Annotated in this window: 15 protein-coding genes and 1 tRNA gene; 11 read left to right on the top strand and 5 right to left on the bottom strand. The window is 63.1% G+C overall.

All coding sequences use genetic code 11. The features are described 5' to 3' along the window. Nucleotides 1-30: 30 nt before the first annotated feature. The gene (locus CUJ91_RS06280; RefSeq protein WP_006051184.1) at nucleotides 31-597 is read right to left on the bottom strand and encodes a TIGR00645 family protein; all 567 of its coding nucleotides are present in this window, start codon (nucleotides 595-597) and stop codon (nucleotides 31-33) included. A gap of 703 nt (nucleotides 598-1,300) precedes the next feature. On the opposite strand from CUJ91_RS06280, the gene acs reads away from it, so the two are divergent. The 3 genes from acs (at nucleotide 1,301) to CUJ91_RS06295 (ending at nucleotide 5,953) form a co-directional block, all read left to right on the top strand. Continuing rightward, nucleotides 1,301-3,283, top strand: a complete 1,983-nt coding sequence (acs, locus tag CUJ91_RS06285) for an acetate--CoA ligase (RefSeq protein WP_029972064.1) — start codon at nucleotides 1,301-1,303, stop codon at nucleotides 3,281-3,283. 188 nt (nucleotides 3,284-3,471) lie between these two features. Next, a complete protein-coding gene (locus CUJ91_RS06290) occupies nucleotides 3,472-3,930 on the top strand; it encodes a DUF4212 domain-containing protein (protein ID WP_029972063.1) in 459 nt (152 codons plus the stop codon). A gap of 4 nt (nucleotides 3,931-3,934) precedes the next feature. After that, nucleotides 3,935-5,953, top strand: coding sequence for a sodium:solute symporter family protein (locus tag CUJ91_RS06295; protein ID WP_114156042.1), 2,019 nt, complete (start codon nucleotides 3,935-3,937; stop codon nucleotides 5,951-5,953). A gap of 52 nt (nucleotides 5,954-6,005) precedes the next feature. Here the strand turns inward: CUJ91_RS06295 and CUJ91_RS06300 are convergent, their stop codons facing one another. From CUJ91_RS06300 to CUJ91_RS34125, 3 genes are read right to left on the bottom strand one after another with little or no spacing between them, the layout of a single operon-like run. After that, nucleotides 6,006-6,374, bottom strand: a complete 369-nt coding sequence (locus tag CUJ91_RS06300) for a hypothetical protein (RefSeq protein ID WP_114156043.1) — start codon at nucleotides 6,372-6,374, stop codon at nucleotides 6,006-6,008. 12 nt (nucleotides 6,375-6,386) lie between these two features. Then, nucleotides 6,387-7,199: a hypothetical protein gene (locus CUJ91_RS06305; RefSeq protein WP_114156044.1), complete on the bottom strand. Its 813-nt coding sequence runs from the start codon at nucleotides 7,197-7,199 to the stop codon at nucleotides 6,387-6,389. Nucleotides 7,200-7,249: 50 nt separating this feature from the next. Further along, nucleotides 7,250-7,390, bottom strand: coding sequence for a hypothetical protein (locus tag CUJ91_RS34125; protein ID WP_161966567.1), 141 nt, complete (start codon nucleotides 7,388-7,390; stop codon nucleotides 7,250-7,252). Nucleotides 7,391-7,500: 110 nt separating this feature from the next. On the opposite strand from CUJ91_RS34125, the gene CUJ91_RS06310 reads away from it, so the two are divergent. Continuing rightward, nucleotides 7,501-7,591 (top strand) — tRNA-Ser (locus tag CUJ91_RS06310). Between the two features lie 337 nt (nucleotides 7,592-7,928). Here CUJ91_RS06310 and CUJ91_RS06315 read toward each other — a convergent pair. Then, entirely contained in the window at nucleotides 7,929-8,552 is a 624-nt protein-coding gene (locus CUJ91_RS06315) for a nitroreductase family protein (RefSeq protein ID WP_114156045.1), read from the bottom strand. A gap of 354 nt (nucleotides 8,553-8,906) precedes the next feature. On the opposite strand from CUJ91_RS06315, the gene CUJ91_RS06320 reads away from it, so the two are divergent. From CUJ91_RS06320 to CUJ91_RS06350, 7 genes are all read left to right on the top strand, one after another. Next, nucleotides 8,907-9,140, top strand: a complete 234-nt coding sequence (locus tag CUJ91_RS06320; RefSeq protein WP_114156046.1) for an MbtH family protein — start codon at nucleotides 8,907-8,909, stop codon at nucleotides 9,138-9,140. Nucleotides 9,141-9,158: 18 nt separating this feature from the next. After that, nucleotides 9,159-10,049, top strand: coding sequence for a thioesterase II family protein (locus tag CUJ91_RS06325; RefSeq protein WP_114156047.1), 891 nt, complete (start codon nucleotides 9,159-9,161; stop codon nucleotides 10,047-10,049). Nucleotides 10,050-10,119: 70 nt separating this feature from the next. Further along, nucleotides 10,120-11,556, top strand: coding sequence for a cupin domain-containing protein (locus CUJ91_RS06330; protein ID WP_114156048.1), 1,437 nt, complete (start codon nucleotides 10,120-10,122; stop codon nucleotides 11,554-11,556). Nucleotides 11,557-11,723: 167 nt separating this feature from the next. Further along, entirely contained in the window at nucleotides 11,724-12,608 is an 885-nt protein-coding gene (locus tag CUJ91_RS06335) for a YqcI/YcgG family protein (RefSeq protein ID WP_114156049.1), read from the top strand. 39 nt (nucleotides 12,609-12,647) lie between these two features. After that, nucleotides 12,648-14,294: a cyclic peptide export ABC transporter gene (locus tag CUJ91_RS06340; protein WP_114156050.1), complete on the top strand. Its 1,647-nt coding sequence runs from the start codon at nucleotides 12,648-12,650 to the stop codon at nucleotides 14,292-14,294. 16 nt (nucleotides 14,295-14,310) lie between these two features. Next, entirely contained in the window at nucleotides 14,311-15,135 is an 825-nt protein-coding gene (locus CUJ91_RS06345; RefSeq protein WP_029972050.1) for an ATP-binding cassette domain-containing protein, read from the top strand. A 227-nt stretch (nucleotides 15,136-15,362) separates the two neighbouring features. Beyond that, nucleotides 15,363-18,956, top strand: coding sequence for a condensation domain-containing protein (locus CUJ91_RS06350; RefSeq protein WP_114156051.1), 3,594 nt, complete (start codon nucleotides 15,363-15,365; stop codon nucleotides 18,954-18,956). The last annotated feature ends 6 nt before the right edge of the window (nucleotides 18,957-18,962 follow it).

Below are 18,962 nucleotides of genomic sequence, written 5' to 3' on the forward strand. Positions count from 1 at the left end.
TGCGCTTCTTTCTGTTCGCAGGCTATGCGGTCAGTCGTGCGCTTTCAGGGGAGAGGAACCGGCGGAACCCAGCGGCTGCAAATCCGCGGGTTCCTGAAAATGAGTGGGATGCGTGTGCGTGGTGAGGCGGTCGACAAACGCCATCACGAGCGCGGAAATCAGGAACGCGACGTGGATGATCACCTGCCACATGATCGCGTGCGTCGTGTTCTGGTCCGGGCTGATGAACGTCTTAAGCAGATGGATCGACGAGATGCTGATGAGCGCCATCGAGAGCTTCACCTTCAGCACGCCCGCGTTCACGTGATCGAGCCATTCCGGTTCGTCAGGATGACCTTCGACACCGAGCCGCGACACAAAGGTCTCATATCCGCCGATGATCACCATGATAAGCAGGTTCGAGATCATGACCACGTCGATGAGACCCAGCACCACGAGCATGATGTTGGTTTCGTCGAGAGTCATCGACGCTGTGACCAGATGCCAGACTTCCTTCAGAAACAGCACCACATACACGCCCTGGGCGACGATCAAGCCGAGATAGAGCGGCACCTGCAGCCAGCGGCTCATGAAGATGACGGCGGGCAGCGGGCGCATGGGGCGGCGTGAACGCGCGGAGTCGGGTCGCGAAGCGGACATAGGCAAGAGTCGGATCTAACGCAGGTGACGGAACGTGAACCAAATGCGCCGGGCCAGCGTGCGGGTCACGCGCGCGGGTCGGCACGCAAAGCGAGGCGCGGACGGCGCGGCGCGGGCGCACAACAAGATGTGAGCCGCGGCGCTCGTATCAGCGCGCGCTATTGTACAGCGTCGGCCGGACTTGCTGCGGTGCGGCGGGCAGGGCGGCGGCGCGTCATCCTGAGACGCGCGATTCGAACTGGAATGCGGGCGGCTAGTTCAGTTAGCATTGTGTTAGCCGCTTGACCGCGAGGTTAAGTGGGCCCTCCGTAAGCGCCTCGTTGCGCGAACAAGCGTCAACAGCATGCGCTTTTTGTGCAAAGCGTCGTACGAATCGCATAAGGGTTTTTGCGGGCACGCCGATGCGGCTCGCGTAAGTGGCTGGTAAGTTGCACCGCTTATGGTTCAACATGAGAGCGGCCGCGGCCTCGCCTCCATTCGTGCTGCATTGCCGTACGAGTGAAGGAGAGGCGGGCCGGCCGCGGCGCGGCGATCCATCGCGGGTCGCTCGCGCGAGGGCGGGAGACAGCGCGCCGCAATCGTGCTTCGATTGCGGCGTCTACATGACATGGCGCACGAACGTGCGCCGGCACAGGTTTTCATCTTCACCAAGGGGTTGTCGATGTCTGCGATTGAATCGGTTCTTCAGGAACGCCGTGTTTTCCCGCCATCCGCGCAAGCAGCGGCCGGCGCCACGATCTCCGGCATGGACGCTTACCATGCGCTGACCGCCGAGGCGGAGCGGGATTACGAGGGCTTCTGGGGGCGTCTTGCTCGCGAGACGCTAAGCTGGAACAAGCCCTTTACGAAGGTGCTCGACGAATCGAACGCGCCGTTCTACACGTGGTTCGAAGACGGTCAGCTCAACGCGTCGTACAACAGCATCGACCGTCATGTGGAAGCAGGCAACGGCGAGCGCGTCGCGATCGTGTTCGAAGCCGACGACGGCACCGTCACCAACGTCACCTATCAGGATCTGCTGCAACGTGTATCGCGCTTTGCGAACGCGCTAAAAAAGCGCGGCGTGAAGAAGGGCGACCGCGTGGTCATCTATATGCCGATGTCGATCGAAGGCATTGTCGCGATGCAGGCTTGCGCGCGTATCGGCGCGACGCACTCGGTGGTGTTCGGCGGCTTCTCGTCGAAGTCGCTCAACGAACGTCTCGTCGACGTGGGCGCGGTCGCGCTCGTGACATCGGACGAACAGATGCGCGGCGGCAAGGCGCTGCCGCTGAAAAATATCGCCGACGAAGCGCTTGCAATGGGCGGTTGCGACGCGGTGAAGAGCGTGATCGTCTACAAGCGCACGGGCGGCAAGATCGCATGGGACGAAGCCCGCGATCTGTGGATGCATGAACTCATGCAAGCCGAGTCCGATCAATGCGCGCCCGAGTGGGTCGGCGCAGAACATCCGCTTTTCATCCTCTACACGTCCGGTTCGACGGGCAAGCCGAAGGGCGTGCAGCACAGCACCGGCGGCTATCTGCTGTGGGCCGCGCAAACCATGAAGTGGACCTTCGACTGGAAGGCCAACGACGTGTTCTGGTGTACCGCGGACATCGGCTGGATCACGGGCCATAGCTACATCACGTATGGTCCGCTGACGCTCGGCGGCACGCAGGTCGTGTTCGAAGGCGTGCCGACTTATCCGAATGCCGGCCGCTTCTGGGACATGATCGCGAAGCACAAGGTGACGCTCTTCTATACGGCGCCGACCGCGATCCGCTCGCTGATCAAGGCCGCCGAAGCGGACCAGAAAGTGCATCCGAAAAGCTACGACCTGTCGACGCTGCGCATCATCGGCACGGTCGGCGAGCCGATCAATCCGGAGGCGTGGGTGTGGTATCACGAGAACGTCGGCGGCGGCCGTTGCCCGATTGTCGATACGTGGTGGCAGACGGAAACCGGCGGCCACATGATCACGCCGCTGCCAGGCGCCACGCCGCTCGTACCGGGTTCATGCACGCTGCCGTTGCCGGGCATCATGGCGGCGGTCGTCGACGAAACGGGTCAGGACGTGCCGAACGGGCAGGGCGGCATTCTCGTCGTGAAGCGGCCGTGGCCTTCGATGCTGCGCAATGTGTGGGGCGATCCGGACCGCTACAAGAAGAGCTATTTCCCCGAGGAACTCGGCGGCACGCTGTATCTCGCCGGCGACGGCGCGGTGCGCGACAAGGAGACCGGCTACTTCACGATCATGGGCCGCATCGACGACGTGCTCAACGTGTCCGGTCACCGTCTCGGCACGATGGAGATCGAATCGGCGCTGGTGTCGAATCCGATCGTCGCTGAAGCGGCGGTCGTGGGACGTCCCGATGCAACGACCGGCGAGGCGGTGTGCGCGTTCGTCGTGCTGAAGCGCGCGCGCCCGGAAGGCGAAGAGGCGGTGAAGCTCGCCAATGAACTGCGCAACTGGGTCGGCAAGGAAATCGGTCCGATCGCGAAGCCGAAGGACATCCGCTTCGGCGAGAATCTGCCGAAGACGCGTTCGGGCAAGATCATGCGCCGTCTGTTGCGCTCGCTTGCCAAGGGCGAGGCGATCACGCAGGACGTGTCCACGTTGGAGAACCCGGCGATTCTCGATCAGCTCGGCGAGTCGCTGTAAGGCTGCTCTGCTCGCGCTGGGATCACGCTGGGATCACGCTGGGATCATTCCGGCGCCTATGAAGGGCGGAGGCGTGTCGATCGATGCGCCTCTCGCCCGATCCCGCGATCGGCGATCCGCGATCGGCGATCCGGCATCGCGCGGACAATCCCGATTGCCTGCGCGGTGCCTTTTTGATACATAGGCGCATGGCCGCGCCGCACTCCACCTCTCATGCCACGCACAATCCCCCGCCCGAACCGCCTGCGGTGTCGGAGGCGTTGGCGCGCGCGCATCAAAAGTATTGGCGCTTTAACGTCACGTTGATCGCCGCGTTGATGAGCGTTGGCTTCGCGGTGTCGTTCCTGTTGCCGCTCGCCGCGCCGATGCTCGCGCATGTGCGGATCGCCGGCTTCAGCTTGCCGTTTTACTTCGGCGCACAAGGCGCGATCCTGATCTACCTGGCGTTGATCGTCGTCTATATCCTGTCGATGCAGCGCGCGGATCGCCGGTTGCAGCGCGCGTTCCTTGCCGACGCTGCTGCTGCGGCGGATGCTGTTACCGATACGAACGAAGTCGAGAATAGCGTTGTAAATCAGGCTGTAAATCGCACAACGGACGCCGCCGCGAACCACATCGCCGCCGATTCCGGCACGCGCGGACTCTAAGCCGATGAAGCTCACGAACCGGCTGATCCGCGCATACGCGTTCTACACGCTCGGCTTCCTGCTGTTCATCTATGTGATGTGGCGCATCGAGCGCACAACCGGTCCGGGCATGTGGATCGGCTACGTGTTTCTGTTCGTGCCGATTGCCGTGTATGCAGTGATCGGCTTGCTGTCGCGCACGTCCGATCTCGTCGAATACTACGTCGCCGGGCGGCGCGTGCCGTCGGCGTTCAACGGCATGGCGACCGCGGCGGACTGGCTGTCGGCGGCGTCGTTCATCGGGCTCGCCGGCTCCATCTATGCGACGGGCTACGACGGCCTCGCTTACCTGATGGGCTGGACCGGCGGCTATTGCCTCGTCGCGTTTCTGCTCGCGCCGTACGTGCGCAAGCTCGCGCGCTATACGATTCCCGATTTCCTCGGCACGCGTTTTTCGAGCAATGCGGTGCGTGGGCTCGCAGCGTTGTCCGCGATTCTGTGTTCGTTCGTCTATCTCGTCGCGCAGATCCAGGGCGTCGGTCTGATTGCGACGCGCTTCATCGGCGTCGACTTCGCTGTCGGGATTTTCTGCGGACTCGCGGGCATTCTCGTGTGCTCGTTTCTCGGCGGCATGCGCGCGGTGACGTGGACGCAGGTTGCGCAGTACATCATTCTGATCGCCGCGATCCTGATTCCTGTTTCGATGATCGCGCACAAGGACGGACTCGGCTGGGTGCCTCAATTGAGTTACGGCCGGTTGATGGAGCGCATGGAGAGTCTCGAGAAGCAGGTGCGCGAGGAGCCGCTCGAGCAGACCGTGCGCGACGACTATCGACGCCGTGCCGCATTGATGCAGCAGCGGCTCGACATGCTGCCGCATTCGTTCGTCGAGGAGAAACTGCGGCTCACGCAGCAGGTGGCCGATTTGCGGCGGCGCAATGGTCCGCTGCGCGAAATCAAGGAGCGAGAAAAAGCGCTGGAGCAATTTCCACGCGATGCCGCCGCCGCGCAGGTCGTGTGGACTCAGCAGCGTGATGACATGCTGATGCGCGCGGCCGCGCCGCTGCCGATGCACGAGCCGTTTCCCACAGCAAGCGACGAAGACCGGCGCATGCACGAGCGCAATTTTCTTTCACTGCTACTGTGCCTGTCGCTCGGCACGGCAAGTCTGCCGCATATTCTGACGCGCTATAACACGACGACGTCGGTGGCGTCGGCGCGTCGCTCGGTTGGATGGACGCTGTTTTTTGTGGCGCTTTTCTACGTGACCGTGCCGGTGCTCGCGGTGCTGATCAAGTATGAGATGTTGACGAATCTCGTCGGTCATCACTTCGCCGATTTGCCGCAATGGCTCACGCAATGGCGCAAGGTCGAGCCGACGCTGATCAGTCTCGCGGACACCAACGGCGACGGCATCGTGCGATGGAGCGAAATTCAGATGCAGCCCGACATGGTGGTGCTGGCCGCGCCGGAGATCGCGGGCTTGCCGTATGTGATGTCCGGCCTGATTGCAGCGGGTGCGCTGGCCGCGGCGCTCTCGACAGCCGATGGTTTGCTGCTCACGATCGCCAATGCTTTATCGCATGACGTGTATTACCACATGGTCGACCCGGGCGCGTCGAGTCAGCGGCGTGTGACAATTTCGAAGATCCTGCTGTTGGGCGTGGCGCTGTTTGCGTCGTATGTGGCGTCGTTGAATACCGGCAACATTCTCTTTCTGGTCGGCGCGGCGTTTTCGCTCGCGGCATCGAGCCTGTTTCCGGTGCTCGTGCTCGGCGTGTTCTGGAAGCGCACGACGCGCCTCGGCGCCGTGGCCGGCATGCTGGCGGGGCTGCTCGTGTGCATCTACTACATCGTGTCGACGTATCCGTTCTTCGCGCAGATGACGGGCTTCGCGGGACCGCGCTGGTTCGGCATCGAGCCGATCAGCTCGGGCGTGTTCGGCGTGCCGGCGGGTTTTCTGGTGGCGGTGGGTGTGAGTCTATTTGATCGGAAGCCGGATGCTTATACGAGGGCGTTGGTGGATTATATTCGGCATCCGTAGGGGGGCGTTGCGGCAGCGGGGACGGCCGAAGTGGAACTGCGCGCGGTATCGTTCACGTGGCGGGAAGCGGTTCTTGAGTCACCGTCAGGGTGAGATATTCAACCAGTACTTCCGCGCCGACCGAACTCGAAAACGAGGCAATTTTTTTTCGCGGCCAGTGGCTGCCCCACGGGTGCGCCTCCTCCAGCGCACTGACTGCCGATTTGTATTCGGCGGAATCGAAGTCATCGAGAATCTTCAATTGATAGACGATGTTCTGTGCGGCAAAGCCATTCGCCAGACAGCGCGACGCGCCCGCGAATACCAGCTGCGCTTGATTGGATTTGTCGTCACTGCGCAAGACGACCACAACGGTTTTTGCGTCGGCTTCGACTGCGACTCCGACGAGAAACCAATCGTGAAACGAGGGGTATTGTTGCATCGTGGCTTCTCGTTAGGGGTTCCAGGGGCTTAAGGGAACGACATCATTGCCCGAATCGCGTCCCCCAGGTCCCCAGTTATGGGCATGAGGCTGCAGCCCGTTATGAATGTGATCAAAGTCCAGATCGACTATCGGCTTTCGGTCATCGCCGAATAGACGCATTTGCCCTGAACCGGGATTCGTGTACCAACCAGCATCACCCAGGTTCGGCGTTTTCGCTATCTCGAAGGAATCGCCGGTCGTTGTATCTGCTTCGTACTCGAACGGCTGTGCATCACTTAGCGGCGTAGCAGTGTCCGTGAGATTGCTCCTGGCGTAGGCCAGTGACGAAGGGGCCGCATTCGCATTGCGGGCTGGCCCCGCATTAATCCGGTCCACCATGTCGTTATAGCGGTCAATGTAAGCCGTCGCCGCATCGTAGGACATTCCGCAATCGTTCATCAACGAGCTGCGGAAGCTGGGAAGCCCTTGGGGCTTCGGTGACGGATTGCCGCCCGCGCCGCCTGTGCGCGATTGCTCGGCAATCAGAACAACACTCTCGCCGCGAATCATGGACTGCAATGTCTCTATGACCTCGAGGTCAGCGCCATTGTTTGCCAGTCGCTGGTGCCAATGGAAATTCGTCCCGAGAAAAGCGCTGACCCGCCCAACGAGCGCGGCGTCCTTTGCCCATATATCGGCATATGCGCGTTGGGAGAACTTCTTGCCTTCTTCAACTGCCTCTTTCTGCTCGGTGGAAAGAAAGATGCGCCAGCTCGCGTAGGCATCCTTGCTGTACATCATCCAGCGTTGAAACGAATCTGTCTTTAGTTCAGTTCCACCCATCGTCAGCCTCGTCGCTCGTGACGACGTAACGCTAGCAGATTGCCCGGCGCTCATGTTTTTGGGATGTTTGCCGTTATTTGGTCCAGCGTGCGGTTCGCGAACGGTTCCCCGGTAGTTTTATTTTGCTCGTCGATGAGAACGGCGCTGCCGCCGATATTGCGGTGCGCGTATTTGACGATCATTTTTTTCACGCCGGCTCGGTGCAGGATGCGATGCGCCGTCGGCCTATGCGCTGGTCAAACGCGATTCTCGCAAAGGGTCTGGCGGACGGCCCGAAGTTTGCTATAATTCGGCTCCCCGCGGAGAGATGGATGAGCGGTTTAAGTCGCACGCCTGGAAAGCGTGTATAGGTTAATAGCCTATCGGGGGTTCGAATCCCCCTCTCTCCGCCAGGAAACCATTTAAGCCCATGATTTTTCGTGGGCTTTTTTGCGTCAAATCCAATTCCCACGCTACGACCCGCACTCTGCTGCCGATCGTTCGATGCGCTCATTGTGACTGCCACGTCGTAACCGGCGATGCCGGCTGCTCGGACGACCCTCGCACGCTCACAGTAGAAAACGCGGCGGCAAGATTGCCGCTGCACGCAACGTTTTCGTCTGTCCCGATGAAGCGCACCGCCTGCCCCCTCCGGTCGCGCGAAGACGTATACGGACTACATTGCCGCTGCTCCTCTTTAAACAGGCCCGCAGCCCTCACCGACGCTCCTCACCGCTTCCCCTCGCCATCTCAAATCGACGCACGCCCCAACCACTCACGCACATAAGCAGAATGCGACGCCCGCACCGCCGAAGGCTCACGAGATTTCGGTGTCCCAACGAAAAGAAATCCCAGCACGCGCTCGGACGGCTCAAAGTCGAGCGCGGCCCGCAGATTCGGATCGTAGGCGTCGGCGCCCGTCGCCCAGAAACCGCCGTAGCCGAGCGCGTGAATCGCGTTGAGCATATTCATCGCGGCCGCGCCGACCGACAGCAGTTGCTCCGTTTCCGGCACATGCGAGTCCGCGCAAGGCGCCGCGGCGATCACGATGATGAGCGGCGCCGTGTACGCAAGCTGCCGCCGATGCTCCAACTCCGCGCGAGGCTTCGCAGGCTCGCGACGCGCCGCGACATCGACGAGCACATCGCCAAACTCGGCCCGCGCGTCGTCGCGTATCAGTGCAAAGCGCCACGGACGCAGCGAGCCATGATCCGGCGCTCGCATCGCGGCATCGAAGATGAGACCCAGCTCCGTCTCGCTGGGCCCCGGCTCGGCGAGTGGCCAGTGCGACTGACGCGAGAGCAGGGTGTCGAAAAAAGCGTGCTGCGGCCGTGACGCGGTGTCGTCCAGGTTGCCGCTTTGCGAGTTGTCCATGACGAGTGCCTCGAGTTTCCAATCTCGCCGATGATGGCGACAAACGCATGACAATGCAAATGATTCTTATTTGCTTGTCTGATGAAACGTTTTGGCTTAAGCTGCTTCTCCGCTGGCGCACACGTTTGCGTGAGGCTGCGAGAACGGCGACCAAAAGCAGGACGTCGCCGGCCTTGACATTTACAGCGGCCGACGAGTAAATTTAAATGCAAATGATTCGCATTTAAATGCGAAACGGATAAGCCGTCGATCGAAGTGAAGCAGCAGTGCTTTGATGTTGAAGGCACAGAAGGGCAGCCGACGCCTTCACCCGATCAACCAGACGTACACAACTTCGTTCAGCAAGGAGCCGCGATGAGCTGGGGTGACGAAAACAGCAATTTCGTTGTCGTTGTAAATGATGAAGAACAGTATTCGATCTGGCCTGACTACAAGGCCATTCCCGCCGGCTGGCGCGAAGCGGGCAAGTCCGGCAAAAAGGACGAATGCCTGCAATGGATCGACGAAGTCTGGACGGATATGCGTCCGCTGAGCTTGCGCAAGGCGATGGCCGAGAGCGCAGCGGCCGAACGCGTGACCAACGCGTGATGCGCGAGCATTGAACCGATGAGCTCGCCGAATCGCATGCCGAATGTGCCTGAGATGCACGACGCGCCTACCACGCTGACGCTCGTCTGCCTCGCGCATGCCGGCGGCAGCGTGGCGCTGTATCGGGACTGGCAGCATCGGCTGCCATCGTTCGTGCAAGTGCGAACACTCGAGCTGCCGGGTCACGGCATGCGCCGCTCCGTAGCGCCGCATACCGAATGGCCAGCGCTCGTCGCGCAACTCGCGGACGAACTGCTCGCGCTCGTCGATGGCGGCGCTCCATTCGCGTTGTTCGGCCACAGCATGGGTTCGCTCGTCGGACTGGAACTCATGCATGCGCTGCGCGAGCGGGGCAAGCCGGCGCCCGTCTGGTTCGGTGCATCGGCAACGATCTCGCCGGCGCGCCGCAAACACGAAACGCATTGGCTCGATTGTTCGCATGACGAAATGATTGCATGCCTGCGCGAGCGCGGCGGCACGCCGGCCGAACTGCTCGACGACGCGGATTTCATCGACTTTATGTTGCCGCTGCTGCGCGCCGATTTTCATTTGTGCGGCACGCATCCGGCGCGTATGACGACGCATACGATGGCGCGCGCCGGCACGTCGGCTGGCGCGGCGGCGCTGGACTGTCCGATCGACGTATTCGTCGGCCGCGACGATCCCGCCACGGCCAACAGCGCAGACGTCGATGCGTGGGCACAACAGACGCGCGGCCCATGCGAGGTGCACTGGTTCGACGGCGGGCATTTTTTCATCGACACGGCGCGCGATGCCGTACTTGCAGCGGTCGCCGAGTCGCTCGCGCAACGAATGCAAGAAGCGCAACGAACACATCAACCGCAAACCGCACAAGACCCGCAGCCCGCCAACACCACGACGCAACCGTTGCACCGGGCCCTCGCGTGACTCACTCGCGCGCAACGCCCAGCAACCAACACTCGCAGTTTGAGGCAACCCGGATAAGGACCGAATGACCATGAGCCAGGCTTCGCTGCCGATCTTCGATTTCTCGCCGTTCGTTGGCCACAGCGAGCGCTACGTCGCGCTCATCAAGCAGTTCGCGGCGGCGCAGCCGTTTCGCAGCGCGACGGTCGACGAGTTGCTGCTCGACGACGATTTCCATCGCCGCCCGTTGCGTCCCGAGGACTTCGAGTTCCTCAAGTTCATGAAGCCGGTGCGCGAGCACAACGTGAGCCGTCTTCCGGCGCTCGCGTCCGGGCGCACGCTGATGTCGATCTACGAGCTCGATCTCGCGCGTCCGCCGCTGAGCGCGGAGCCTGCCGACTGGCAACGCTTCACCGATTTCTATAGCGAAGACACCCGCCAACTGGGCGCGCAGATTGCGCCGTTTCTCGAAGCGTACGCATTCGAGTACCTGACGAAAGACGTCGACACGAGCGAAGATGTCGGCGCTGCGAGCGCGCGCATCACGCGCATTGTCGACGACGAGCTTGCGTTCTGGAACGACACCTTCGCGCGGCTCATGCGCAACGACTACCTCGAAGAAGGGCTGCGCTTCATCATGGTTCAGCGCTGGGCGCTCGCGGTTTCGAAGCGCCGCGCGCTCGCGCGCGCCGGCGCAAGCGGCTTCTTCGACATGCTCCCGCCTGATGAGCGGCCCAGCCTTCATCGCGAAACGCCTGACGACGCGCTGTTCGAACGCGTCGCGTCGGCGAGCGGCGTAACGCGTCGGCAGCACGCGTACTGGCAGTTCTATCTGCCGACCAGCACCGCGAAATGCAACCTGTTGTACGCGCTCGCGCGTCGGCCGGATCGCGCGTTCGGACTGATCGGCGCGGCATTCGCGGCCGAAGCCGAATGGCTCGCCTTCGGTCTCGCGCTCGAACGCGCCTGCGCGCACTTGCAGCCGGCTGGCCGAAATCATACGGATGCCGAAGCATTGAAAAGCGCGCTCGAACAGCGTTGCGCGCGAGCATTGCGGCGCATCGTCGACAATTTCGGCGCGGCGGCGCGTGCGCAGTACGTGCAAGGCATCGTCGCGGGCGAGCGGCTTGCCGCGCGTGGTCGCTGGGATCTCGGCGAGCAGTTGCGCTGGCTTGCATCGATTCGCGACTACGTTGCGTTCGCGCATCGCATCAGCGCGCGCATCGACGCCGAGTGCCCGGGCATCGACCGCGAGACGTTCGTCGAGCCGCATGAAATGTGTTCGACGACGCACGTGCACAACGATCATCGCCTCGTCACGATCGAGGAGGGCGACATGCTCTTCTGGGGCAACGTCGGCATGCAGCACGCAATGCACAAAGGCGACATGGTGCTGATTCCCGATGGACGTCTGCATGGCTCGACGGTGGTGTCGAACGAGTGCACGTATCACCAGCCGATCATTCCCGATGCGTGGATCGAGGCCCTCGTCGCCGAACTCGACGAACCGGCGACGGCCACGACGTAAGCGAATACAAACAAGAAGAAAACCGCAGCACCATGCAGGCGCCCACGGCGAAGATCGACAACAGAGGTGCCTCTTCCCCACGACAGTATCGACGTCCCGGCCACGCGGTCCGGGATGCCTCGCGCGCTCGGCGCGCACAACAGTGGGTCAGGAAGAGAGAGCGAACGATGCAAGCAGGCAACAGTGCTGTCGGAGAGGCCGATCGATTCGAGGTCAGCGACTGGAAGAGCCGGATCATTGCCGGCAAGGCGACGGGCGCCGCGGTGTCCGCGCCCGCGTGGCTGGACGCTTCGTATGCGACGCTGCGCGAGCAGGTGCTCGATCCGGCGTATCCGTGCTTTTTCGGCACGATGGCGGAGCGGCGTGGCGAGATGTTCTATTCGTTCGTGAACGGCCGCGATCTGCGCGATCTTCCCGCGACGATGCAAACTTTCGCGGAGCTCGCGGTGCGGCCGGAGTACAGGAGAAACAACATCGCGGTATTCTTCGAGCCGGACCCGGAGCCGCTTTCGCACGATGCATATCGAACGCTTTTCTGGGGCATTCTGCAGCGGTTGCACGACATCGACCCGGACCCGGCGGCAGACCAGCAGCCGGACCCGATGGATGAAGCGTGGGAGTTTTCATATGCGGGTGTGCAGATGTTCGTGGTGTGCGCGTGTCCGTCGTTTCGCGCGCGCCATAGCCGTAATTTAGGTCCTGGAATGGTGCTGCTGTTCCAGCCGCGTTCGGTATTTGTCGATACCATCACGAACAAGGTGATTGGCCGTGAGGCACGCAATCAGGTGCGCAAGCGTCTGGAAACATGGGACGACATTCCCGCGCATCCCGATCTCGGCTTTTACGGCGATCCGGGCAACCTCGAATGGAAGCAGTACTTTCTGGACGACGCAAACGCGCCCATCGAGGAGCGCTGTCCGTTTTTGAAGCGCCGCGCGCAGGCCGCGGCACATTCGGCGCAGGCGCGCCGTCATGTGCCCGCACACGGCACGCGTAACGAACACGAAAAAGCCTTCGCGCATCGGGACGATGCGCGGGGCGCCGATAACTGACGCGGCCCCTTGCATTGACGCCGCGACGAAAGGAGCTTCATGTCCGTACTTTTGCAACTGGTCAGCAAATCGCGCTGGATGATCGCCGTCGCGTTGATCGCGAGCGTGCTTGGCGGCCTCGGCAATGCCGCGCTGCTCGCCCTCATCAACCAGGCGCTGGTCGCGACGCCCGATGGCCTCGCGCGGCTCGGCTTGCAGTTTCTCGCGGTGGGCCTCGGCGTGCTCGCGATGCGCGCGCTCGCGCAGTCGCTCTTCATGTGGCTCGGTCAGCAGGCAAAGGCGACGCTGCGCATGCGCACGATTCGTCGCATCGGCGACGCCGCGTTTGCGCATCTGGAAAAGCAGGGCGCGGCGAAATCGCTCGCGGTGCTCACGCAGGACCTCGATACCATCGTCGTGTTTTTCGTGAGCCTGCCTTCGCTCGCGATGCAAAGCGCGGTGATCGTCGGCTGCCTCGCGTATCTCGGCTATATGTCGTGGCCGATTCTCATCGTCGCGATCGTGACGATCGTGCTCGGCATGACGGGTTTTCGCTACGCGCATAGCCGCGCGATGTTTCATCTGCGCGCGTCGCGCAAGCGCGAGGACGATCTGGTCAAGCACTTCCGCGCGCTCTTTGACGGCGCGAAGGAACTGAAGCTGCATCGCGCCCGCAAGCACGCGTTCGTCGAAGACACGCTTGCGAGCAACGTCGAAGCGGTGCGCGTGCAGCGCACGCGCGGCTACATGTTGTACGCGGCGGCGTCGAGCTGGGGCAACTTCATTCTGTTCGCGTTCATCGGCCTGACGCTCTTCGTGTTCGCGCGCTACATCCGCGTCGATCCGCATGTGATGTCGGGCTACGCGATCGTGTTCGTCTACATGATCATGCCGATCGAAGCCGTCCTCGCCGCGATGCCGAGCCTGAGTTCGGCGCGCGTCGCGCTCGAGCGCATCGAACAGGTCAATGCCGAACTACCGAGCGAGGTGATGCTCGAGCCGTCTGTCGCGGCATCGTTCGAAAGCATTGCGCTCGACGGCGCCACGCATCGCTACTTCCGCGAAAAAGAAAACGAGGTGTTCACGCTGGGACCGATCGACCTCACGTTCCGTCCGGGCGAACTCGTGTATCTGATCGGCGGCAACGGCAGCGGCAAGACGACGCTCGCGAAAATGCTGGTCGGACTTTATGTGCCGGAGAGCGGCCGCGTGCTGCTGAACGGCGAGCCCGTCGACGAAGCGCGGCGCGACGCCTACCGTCAACATTTCTCGGTCGTGTTCAGCGACTTCTTTCTGTTCGATACGCTGCTCGGCATGCATACCGACGGGCTCGATGCGCTCGCGCAACAACTGCTCGCCGATCTGCAACTGGATCACAAGGTCAGCGTGAAGGACGGCAAGTTCTCGACGCTCGATCTGTCGCAAGGGCAGCGCAAGCGGCTCGCGCTCGTCGTCGCGTATCTGGAAGACCGGCCGTTCTATGTGTTCGACGAATGGGCCGCGGACCAGGACCCGCTTTTCAAGGACGTCTTCTACAAGCGTCTGCTGCCGGAGCTGAAGGCCAAGGGCAAGACCGTGCTCGTCATCACGCACGACGACCGTTACTTCCATCTCGCCGAGCGCTTTATCAAGCTCGATTTCGGCCAGATCGTCGAAGACGGCTCGGGCGCCGCGCATGCCGCGAGTCTCGCGTCCGCTTATCACTGATCAGGATTCACCGCTCATGAATGCCAATCCGTCCGTTATTTCCGCGTCCGCGCAGCTTGCGCACGGCGAGCCGATGTACGAACTCGACGGCGTGTCGTTTCGCATCGGCGAACGCGTGCTGTTGCATCCGCTCGCGCTCACGCTGCCGAAGGGACGCGTGTGTGGTCTGATCGGCCACAACGGCTCGGGCAAATCGACGCTGCTCAAACTGCTCGCGCGTCAACAGTCGCCGAGTGCGGGCACGCTGCGTTTCGCGGGCCGTCCGTTGCGCGAGTGGGAGAACCGCGAGTTCGCGCGTCAGGTGGCGTATTTGCCGCAGCAGCAGCCCGCGGCGAGCGGCATGACGGTGCGCGAACTCGTCGCGCTCGGCCGCTATCCGTGGCACGGCGCGCTTGGCCGCTTTACCGGCGTCGACGGAGAGAAGGTTCATGAGGCGATGGAGCTGACGGACATCACGCGTTTCGCGGACCGTGCAGTGGACAGTCTGTCGGGTGGTGAGCGGCAACGCGCGTGGATCGCGATGCTGGTCGCGCAGGACAGCCAGTGCCTGCTGCTCGACGAGCCGATCTCGGCGCTCGACATCGCGCATCAACTGGAAGTGCTCGACCTCGTGCGTACGCTGAGTCAGCAGCGCGGTCTCGGCGTGGTCGTCGTGTTGCACGACGTCAACATGGCAGCGCGTTTCTGCGACGACCTGATCGCGCTGAAGGGCGGCCGCCTGCTTGCGAGCGGCAGCGCGCACGAGCTGATCGAAGAAGAGATGCTTGGCGCAATTTACGGCGTGCCGATGGGCACGGTTGCGCATCCGCGCGGCGGCACGCCAATCAGTTTCGCGTATTGATCGTCATGTGCCGGGCCGCGTTTGCATCGCTGTGATGCACCGTAACCGGCACCGCATGACCCGCATCACATAACGGCGTTCCCAAGAGACGCCTTGCTCCCCGCAATGACTACGAAATTGACGCCCGCCGTCGCAACGCATGCGACGGCGGCGATCGCTGTGCGCCGCGCGATGCGGTCCAGCGCGACGACGGCCGCGCGGCGCGCGGCAAATCTCGGGAGGCGAGGATGTCTGTTATCAATACGCCGCGCCACGATGGCGCGGACAAGCACGCGGCGAATTGCGCTGCTCACGAACACGCGGTAAGCAATACGGCGGCATTCGATGACGCGCCGTTCCAGACCGCGGCGGCGCCCGCGAACGACCTTGTCTCGGTGATGAAGCTGCACGTTGCCGAGCGCCCCGATCAACTGGCAGTGCGCTTTCTCGTCGACGGCGACACCGACGCGCACGAGCTCACCTACGCAGCGCTCGACGCGCGCGCCCGGCGTCTTGCCGCGGTCCTTCGCCAACACGGTGCGCCGAACGACCGCGTGCTGCTGATGCTGCCGAGCGGGCTCGATTACGTCATGTCGTTCTTCGCCTGCCAGTATGCGGGAATGATCGCGGTTCCCGCGTATCCGGCCGAAGCGCTGCAAAGCGGACATATCGAACGGCTGCGGCGCATGTCGGGCGACTGCATGGCGCGTCTCGCGGTGGTCGAGCGCGCATCGCAGGCGTCGCTTGCTGCGTTGAATCACGAGCCGGGCTTGAACGGCGCGACGCTCGTGTCGCCGGACGAAAGCAGCGACGACGGCTTCTGCATCGAGCGCGCCGAACCCGATGCGATCGCGTTCCTGCAATACACGTCCGGTTCGACCGCGTCGCCGAAAGGCGTCATCGTTAGTCATGCCAACTTATGTGCGAACGTGAGTGCAATGTCGCGCGGCATGGGTTGCCGCGCCGGCGACCGCATGTTCTCGTGGCTGCCGCTTTATCACGACATGGGACTGATCGGCAGCGTGTTGATGCCGGTGCTGTGCGGCTTCCAGGTCACGCTGATTTCGCCGCTGCATTTTCTGGAGCGGCCGGCGCGCTGGCTCGCCGGCATCGCACGAGAACGCGCGACCGTCACGGGCGGTCCCGACTTCGCGTATCGACTCTGCACGGACCGCGTGCGAGATGCGCAGCTTGCAGGACTCGACCTGTCGTCGCTGCGTGTGGCGTTCTGCGGCTCGGAGCCGATTCGCCAGACGACGCTCGACGGTTTCGCCGCGCGCTTCAGCGCGCACGGTCTCGATCCACGCGCGATGTACGCCTGTTATGGGCTCGCTGAGGCAACGCTGTTTCTGACCGGCGTTGAGGTCGGCACAGGTTCGCCTGAGACGCGCTTTTCGGCATCGGCGCTCGCGCAGCCGTCGCCGATTGCGCGGGCCGTCGCTTCGAACAACGAGAGCAATGACGACAGCAAGGCCGTCGTCGGTTGCGGCGTGACGGCGTTCGGTCACGAGCTTGCAATCGTCGACGCGCGCACAGGCGAGCGCTTGCCGGAGCGGCATGTCGGCGAGATATGGTGCGGCGGCCCGAGCATCACGCACGGTTACTGGCAAAACCCGGAGGCCACGGCCGCCGTGTTTCTCGAAGACGCGCCCGGTTTCCGCGGACGCTGGCTGCGCACCGGCGACCTGGGTTTCGTCGACGGCGGTCAGTTGTTTTTTTGCGGACGGCGCAAGGACATGATCGTGCTGCGCGGCGAGAACGTGTATCCGCAGGATCTCGAAACAATGCTCGCGGATCGCGTCGAGTGGCTGCGCCGTGGGCGCATCACCGCGTTTCCGGTTGAAGCAGCGGATGGCGCCGAAGCGATCGGCGTCGCGGCGGAAGTGCCGCGCGGCAGAACGCGGCAGGTGTCGCCGGAGACGATTTTCGATGCGATCGCGGCCGCGCTCGGTGACGTATTTCAGTACGAAGCCGCGTTGATTCTGCTGCTCGAACCCGGCGATTTGCCGCGTACTTCGAGCGGGAAACTGCAGCGCAGCGCGTGCGTTGCCGCATGGCAAAGCGGTGCGTTGGTGCCGTTTGCGGTACGTGATTCGAGATTTGCTCCGACGCAAGGTGCCGCGATGGGTGCACTCGCTTCAAACACGAAGGACGGTGCATTAACGCCGACCGCGCAAGTCATCGCTCGCGTGTGGAGCGAGGTGCTCGACGTGCCGACACCTTGCGCATCGGATGATTTCTTCGCGCTCGGCGGGCGGTCGCTGCTGGCCGCGAAGGTTGCGTCGCGGTTGCGCGCGCAGTTCGGGCGCGAAGTGCCGGTTGGCCTCTTGTTTAGCCATCCGAAGCTTTGTGTTCTGGCGGATGCGCTAGATAAGCGCTGGGTGGTCCCGTCGCACGACGCGTCAACCGTTGCCGCTCTCACGCGCCGCGCTGAAGGCGAGCGCGGCGAGGCGCCGCTCTCGTTGCCGCAGGAACGTCTATGGGTATTGTGGCAACTCGACCCGGATAGTCCCGCGTACAACATCTCGGCGGCGCTCGCGATGAGCGGTCCGCTCTACGGCGACGCCGTCCAAAGCGCGCTCGATGCGCTGGTGCATCGTCATGAGATGTTGCGCACGCGTTTTGACGATAGCGGCGACGCGCCGCGTCAACTGATTGCGCCGGTAGAAGACCTGGCGGCTGTTCGCAACGCGTGGCATTGGGAAACCGTCGACGCACGCAACCTAACCGACGACGCCTTCAACGCGCAATTGCGCCGCCTTGCCCGCGAGCCGTTCGATCTGACGCGCGGTCCGTTGTTTCGCGCGACGCTGTTCATCCGCGACGATGAGCGACATGTACTGCATTTCGTCATGCATCACATCGTCGGGGACGGTTGGTCGATCAATGTGCTGCTGCGCGATTTCGCTGCTTGTTATCGCGCGGCGCAGCAGGGCGCGGAGCAGGCACTAAACGCGCTGCCTGCGTTAGCGATCCAATACGCCGATTACGCCGCGTGGCAGCGCGTGCGTTTCGCGATCCACGGCGGCGCGCAACTCGACGCGCAACTCGACTACTGGCGCGGCCGTCTCGCGGGTTATGACACTTTGCTCGATCTGCCGACCCTGCACGAACGCGGCCGTCCTTATGAGCCTCGCGCCGCGCGCGTCGGCGCACACATTCCGGCTGCGCTTGCGAGCCGTCTCGAGTCGCTTGCGCGCGCTGAAAACGCCACGTTGTTCATGGTGCTGCTCGCCGCGTTTGCTGCGCTGCTCTCGCGCTACAGCGGCGCACAGGACGTGGCGATCGCGGTGCCCGTCGCCGGCCGCGACCGGCTGGAAACGGAGCCGCTGATCGGCTTCTTCGTCAACACGCTCGCGATACGCGCGTCGGTGAAGGGCGCGAAGCCGTTCGCCACATTGCTGCGCGAAGTGCGCGACGACAGCATCGACGCGCAGGCGAATGCCGACGTGCCGTTCGAGCGCGTCGTGGCCGCGTTGCACTCAGGGCGCCGTGCGGGCGGCAGTCCGCTCGCGCAGATCAAGTTCGTGCTGCACGACGAGTTCGACACCGCGCTCGACCTCGACGGCGTGCATTGCGCGTTGATCGATGCGGACGCAAGCGACGCGCGCTTCGAACTCGCGCTCGACGTGCTGCGCGAGGGCGACCACGGACTGCGCTGCGTGTTCGCGTACGCGGCCGAGCTTTACGACGATGCGTTCGTCGCGCAGTTCGCGTGGCACTACGTCTCGCTGCTCGAACAGGTCGTGGACACGCCGCGTTGCGCGATCGGCGAATTGCGTCTTGATGACGAAGAAGCGGCCAACAGCGCGTCGCCGGTTGCGGGCGCGTACGCGCTCTGAGCGCGC

It is taken from the genome of Paraburkholderia graminis, assembly GCF_003330785.1.
Taxonomy (GTDB): Bacteria; Pseudomonadota; Gammaproteobacteria; order Burkholderiales; family Burkholderiaceae; genus Paraburkholderia; species Paraburkholderia graminis.

Coding starts and splice junctions, on each gene's coding strand:
- CUJ91_RS06280 (WP_006051184.1), bottom strand. CDS start 597: ATGCGCCCGCTGCCCGCCGTCATCTTCATGAGCCGCTGGCTGCAGGTG.
- acs (WP_029972064.1), top strand. CDS start 1,301: ATGTCTGCGATTGAATCGGTTCTTCAGGAACGCCGTGTTTTCCCGCCA.
- CUJ91_RS06290 (WP_029972063.1), top strand. CDS start 3,472: ATGGCCGCGCCGCACTCCACCTCTCATGCCACGCACAATCCCCCGCCC.
- CUJ91_RS06295 (WP_114156042.1), top strand. CDS start 3,935: ATGAAGCTCACGAACCGGCTGATCCGCGCATACGCGTTCTACACGCTC.
- CUJ91_RS06300 (WP_114156043.1), bottom strand. CDS start 6,374: ATGCAACAATACCCCTCGTTTCACGATTGGTTTCTCGTCGGAGTCGCA.
- CUJ91_RS06305 (WP_114156044.1), bottom strand. CDS start 7,199: ATGGGTGGAACTGAACTAAAGACAGATTCGTTTCAACGCTGGATGATG.
- CUJ91_RS06315 (WP_114156045.1), bottom strand. CDS start 8,552: ATGGACAACTCGCAAAGCGGCAACCTGGACGACACCGCGTCACGGCCG.
- CUJ91_RS06320 (WP_114156046.1), top strand. CDS start 8,907: ATGAGCTGGGGTGACGAAAACAGCAATTTCGTTGTCGTTGTAAATGAT.
- CUJ91_RS06325 (WP_114156047.1), top strand. CDS start 9,159: ATGAGCTCGCCGAATCGCATGCCGAATGTGCCTGAGATGCACGACGCG.
- CUJ91_RS06330 (WP_114156048.1), top strand. CDS start 10,120: ATGAGCCAGGCTTCGCTGCCGATCTTCGATTTCTCGCCGTTCGTTGGC.
- CUJ91_RS06335 (WP_114156049.1), top strand. CDS start 11,724: ATGCAAGCAGGCAACAGTGCTGTCGGAGAGGCCGATCGATTCGAGGTC.
- CUJ91_RS06340 (WP_114156050.1), top strand. CDS start 12,648: ATGTCCGTACTTTTGCAACTGGTCAGCAAATCGCGCTGGATGATCGCC.
- CUJ91_RS06345 (WP_029972050.1), top strand. CDS start 14,311: ATGAATGCCAATCCGTCCGTTATTTCCGCGTCCGCGCAGCTTGCGCAC.
- CUJ91_RS06350 (WP_114156051.1), top strand. CDS start 15,363: ATGTCTGTTATCAATACGCCGCGCCACGATGGCGCGGACAAGCACGCG.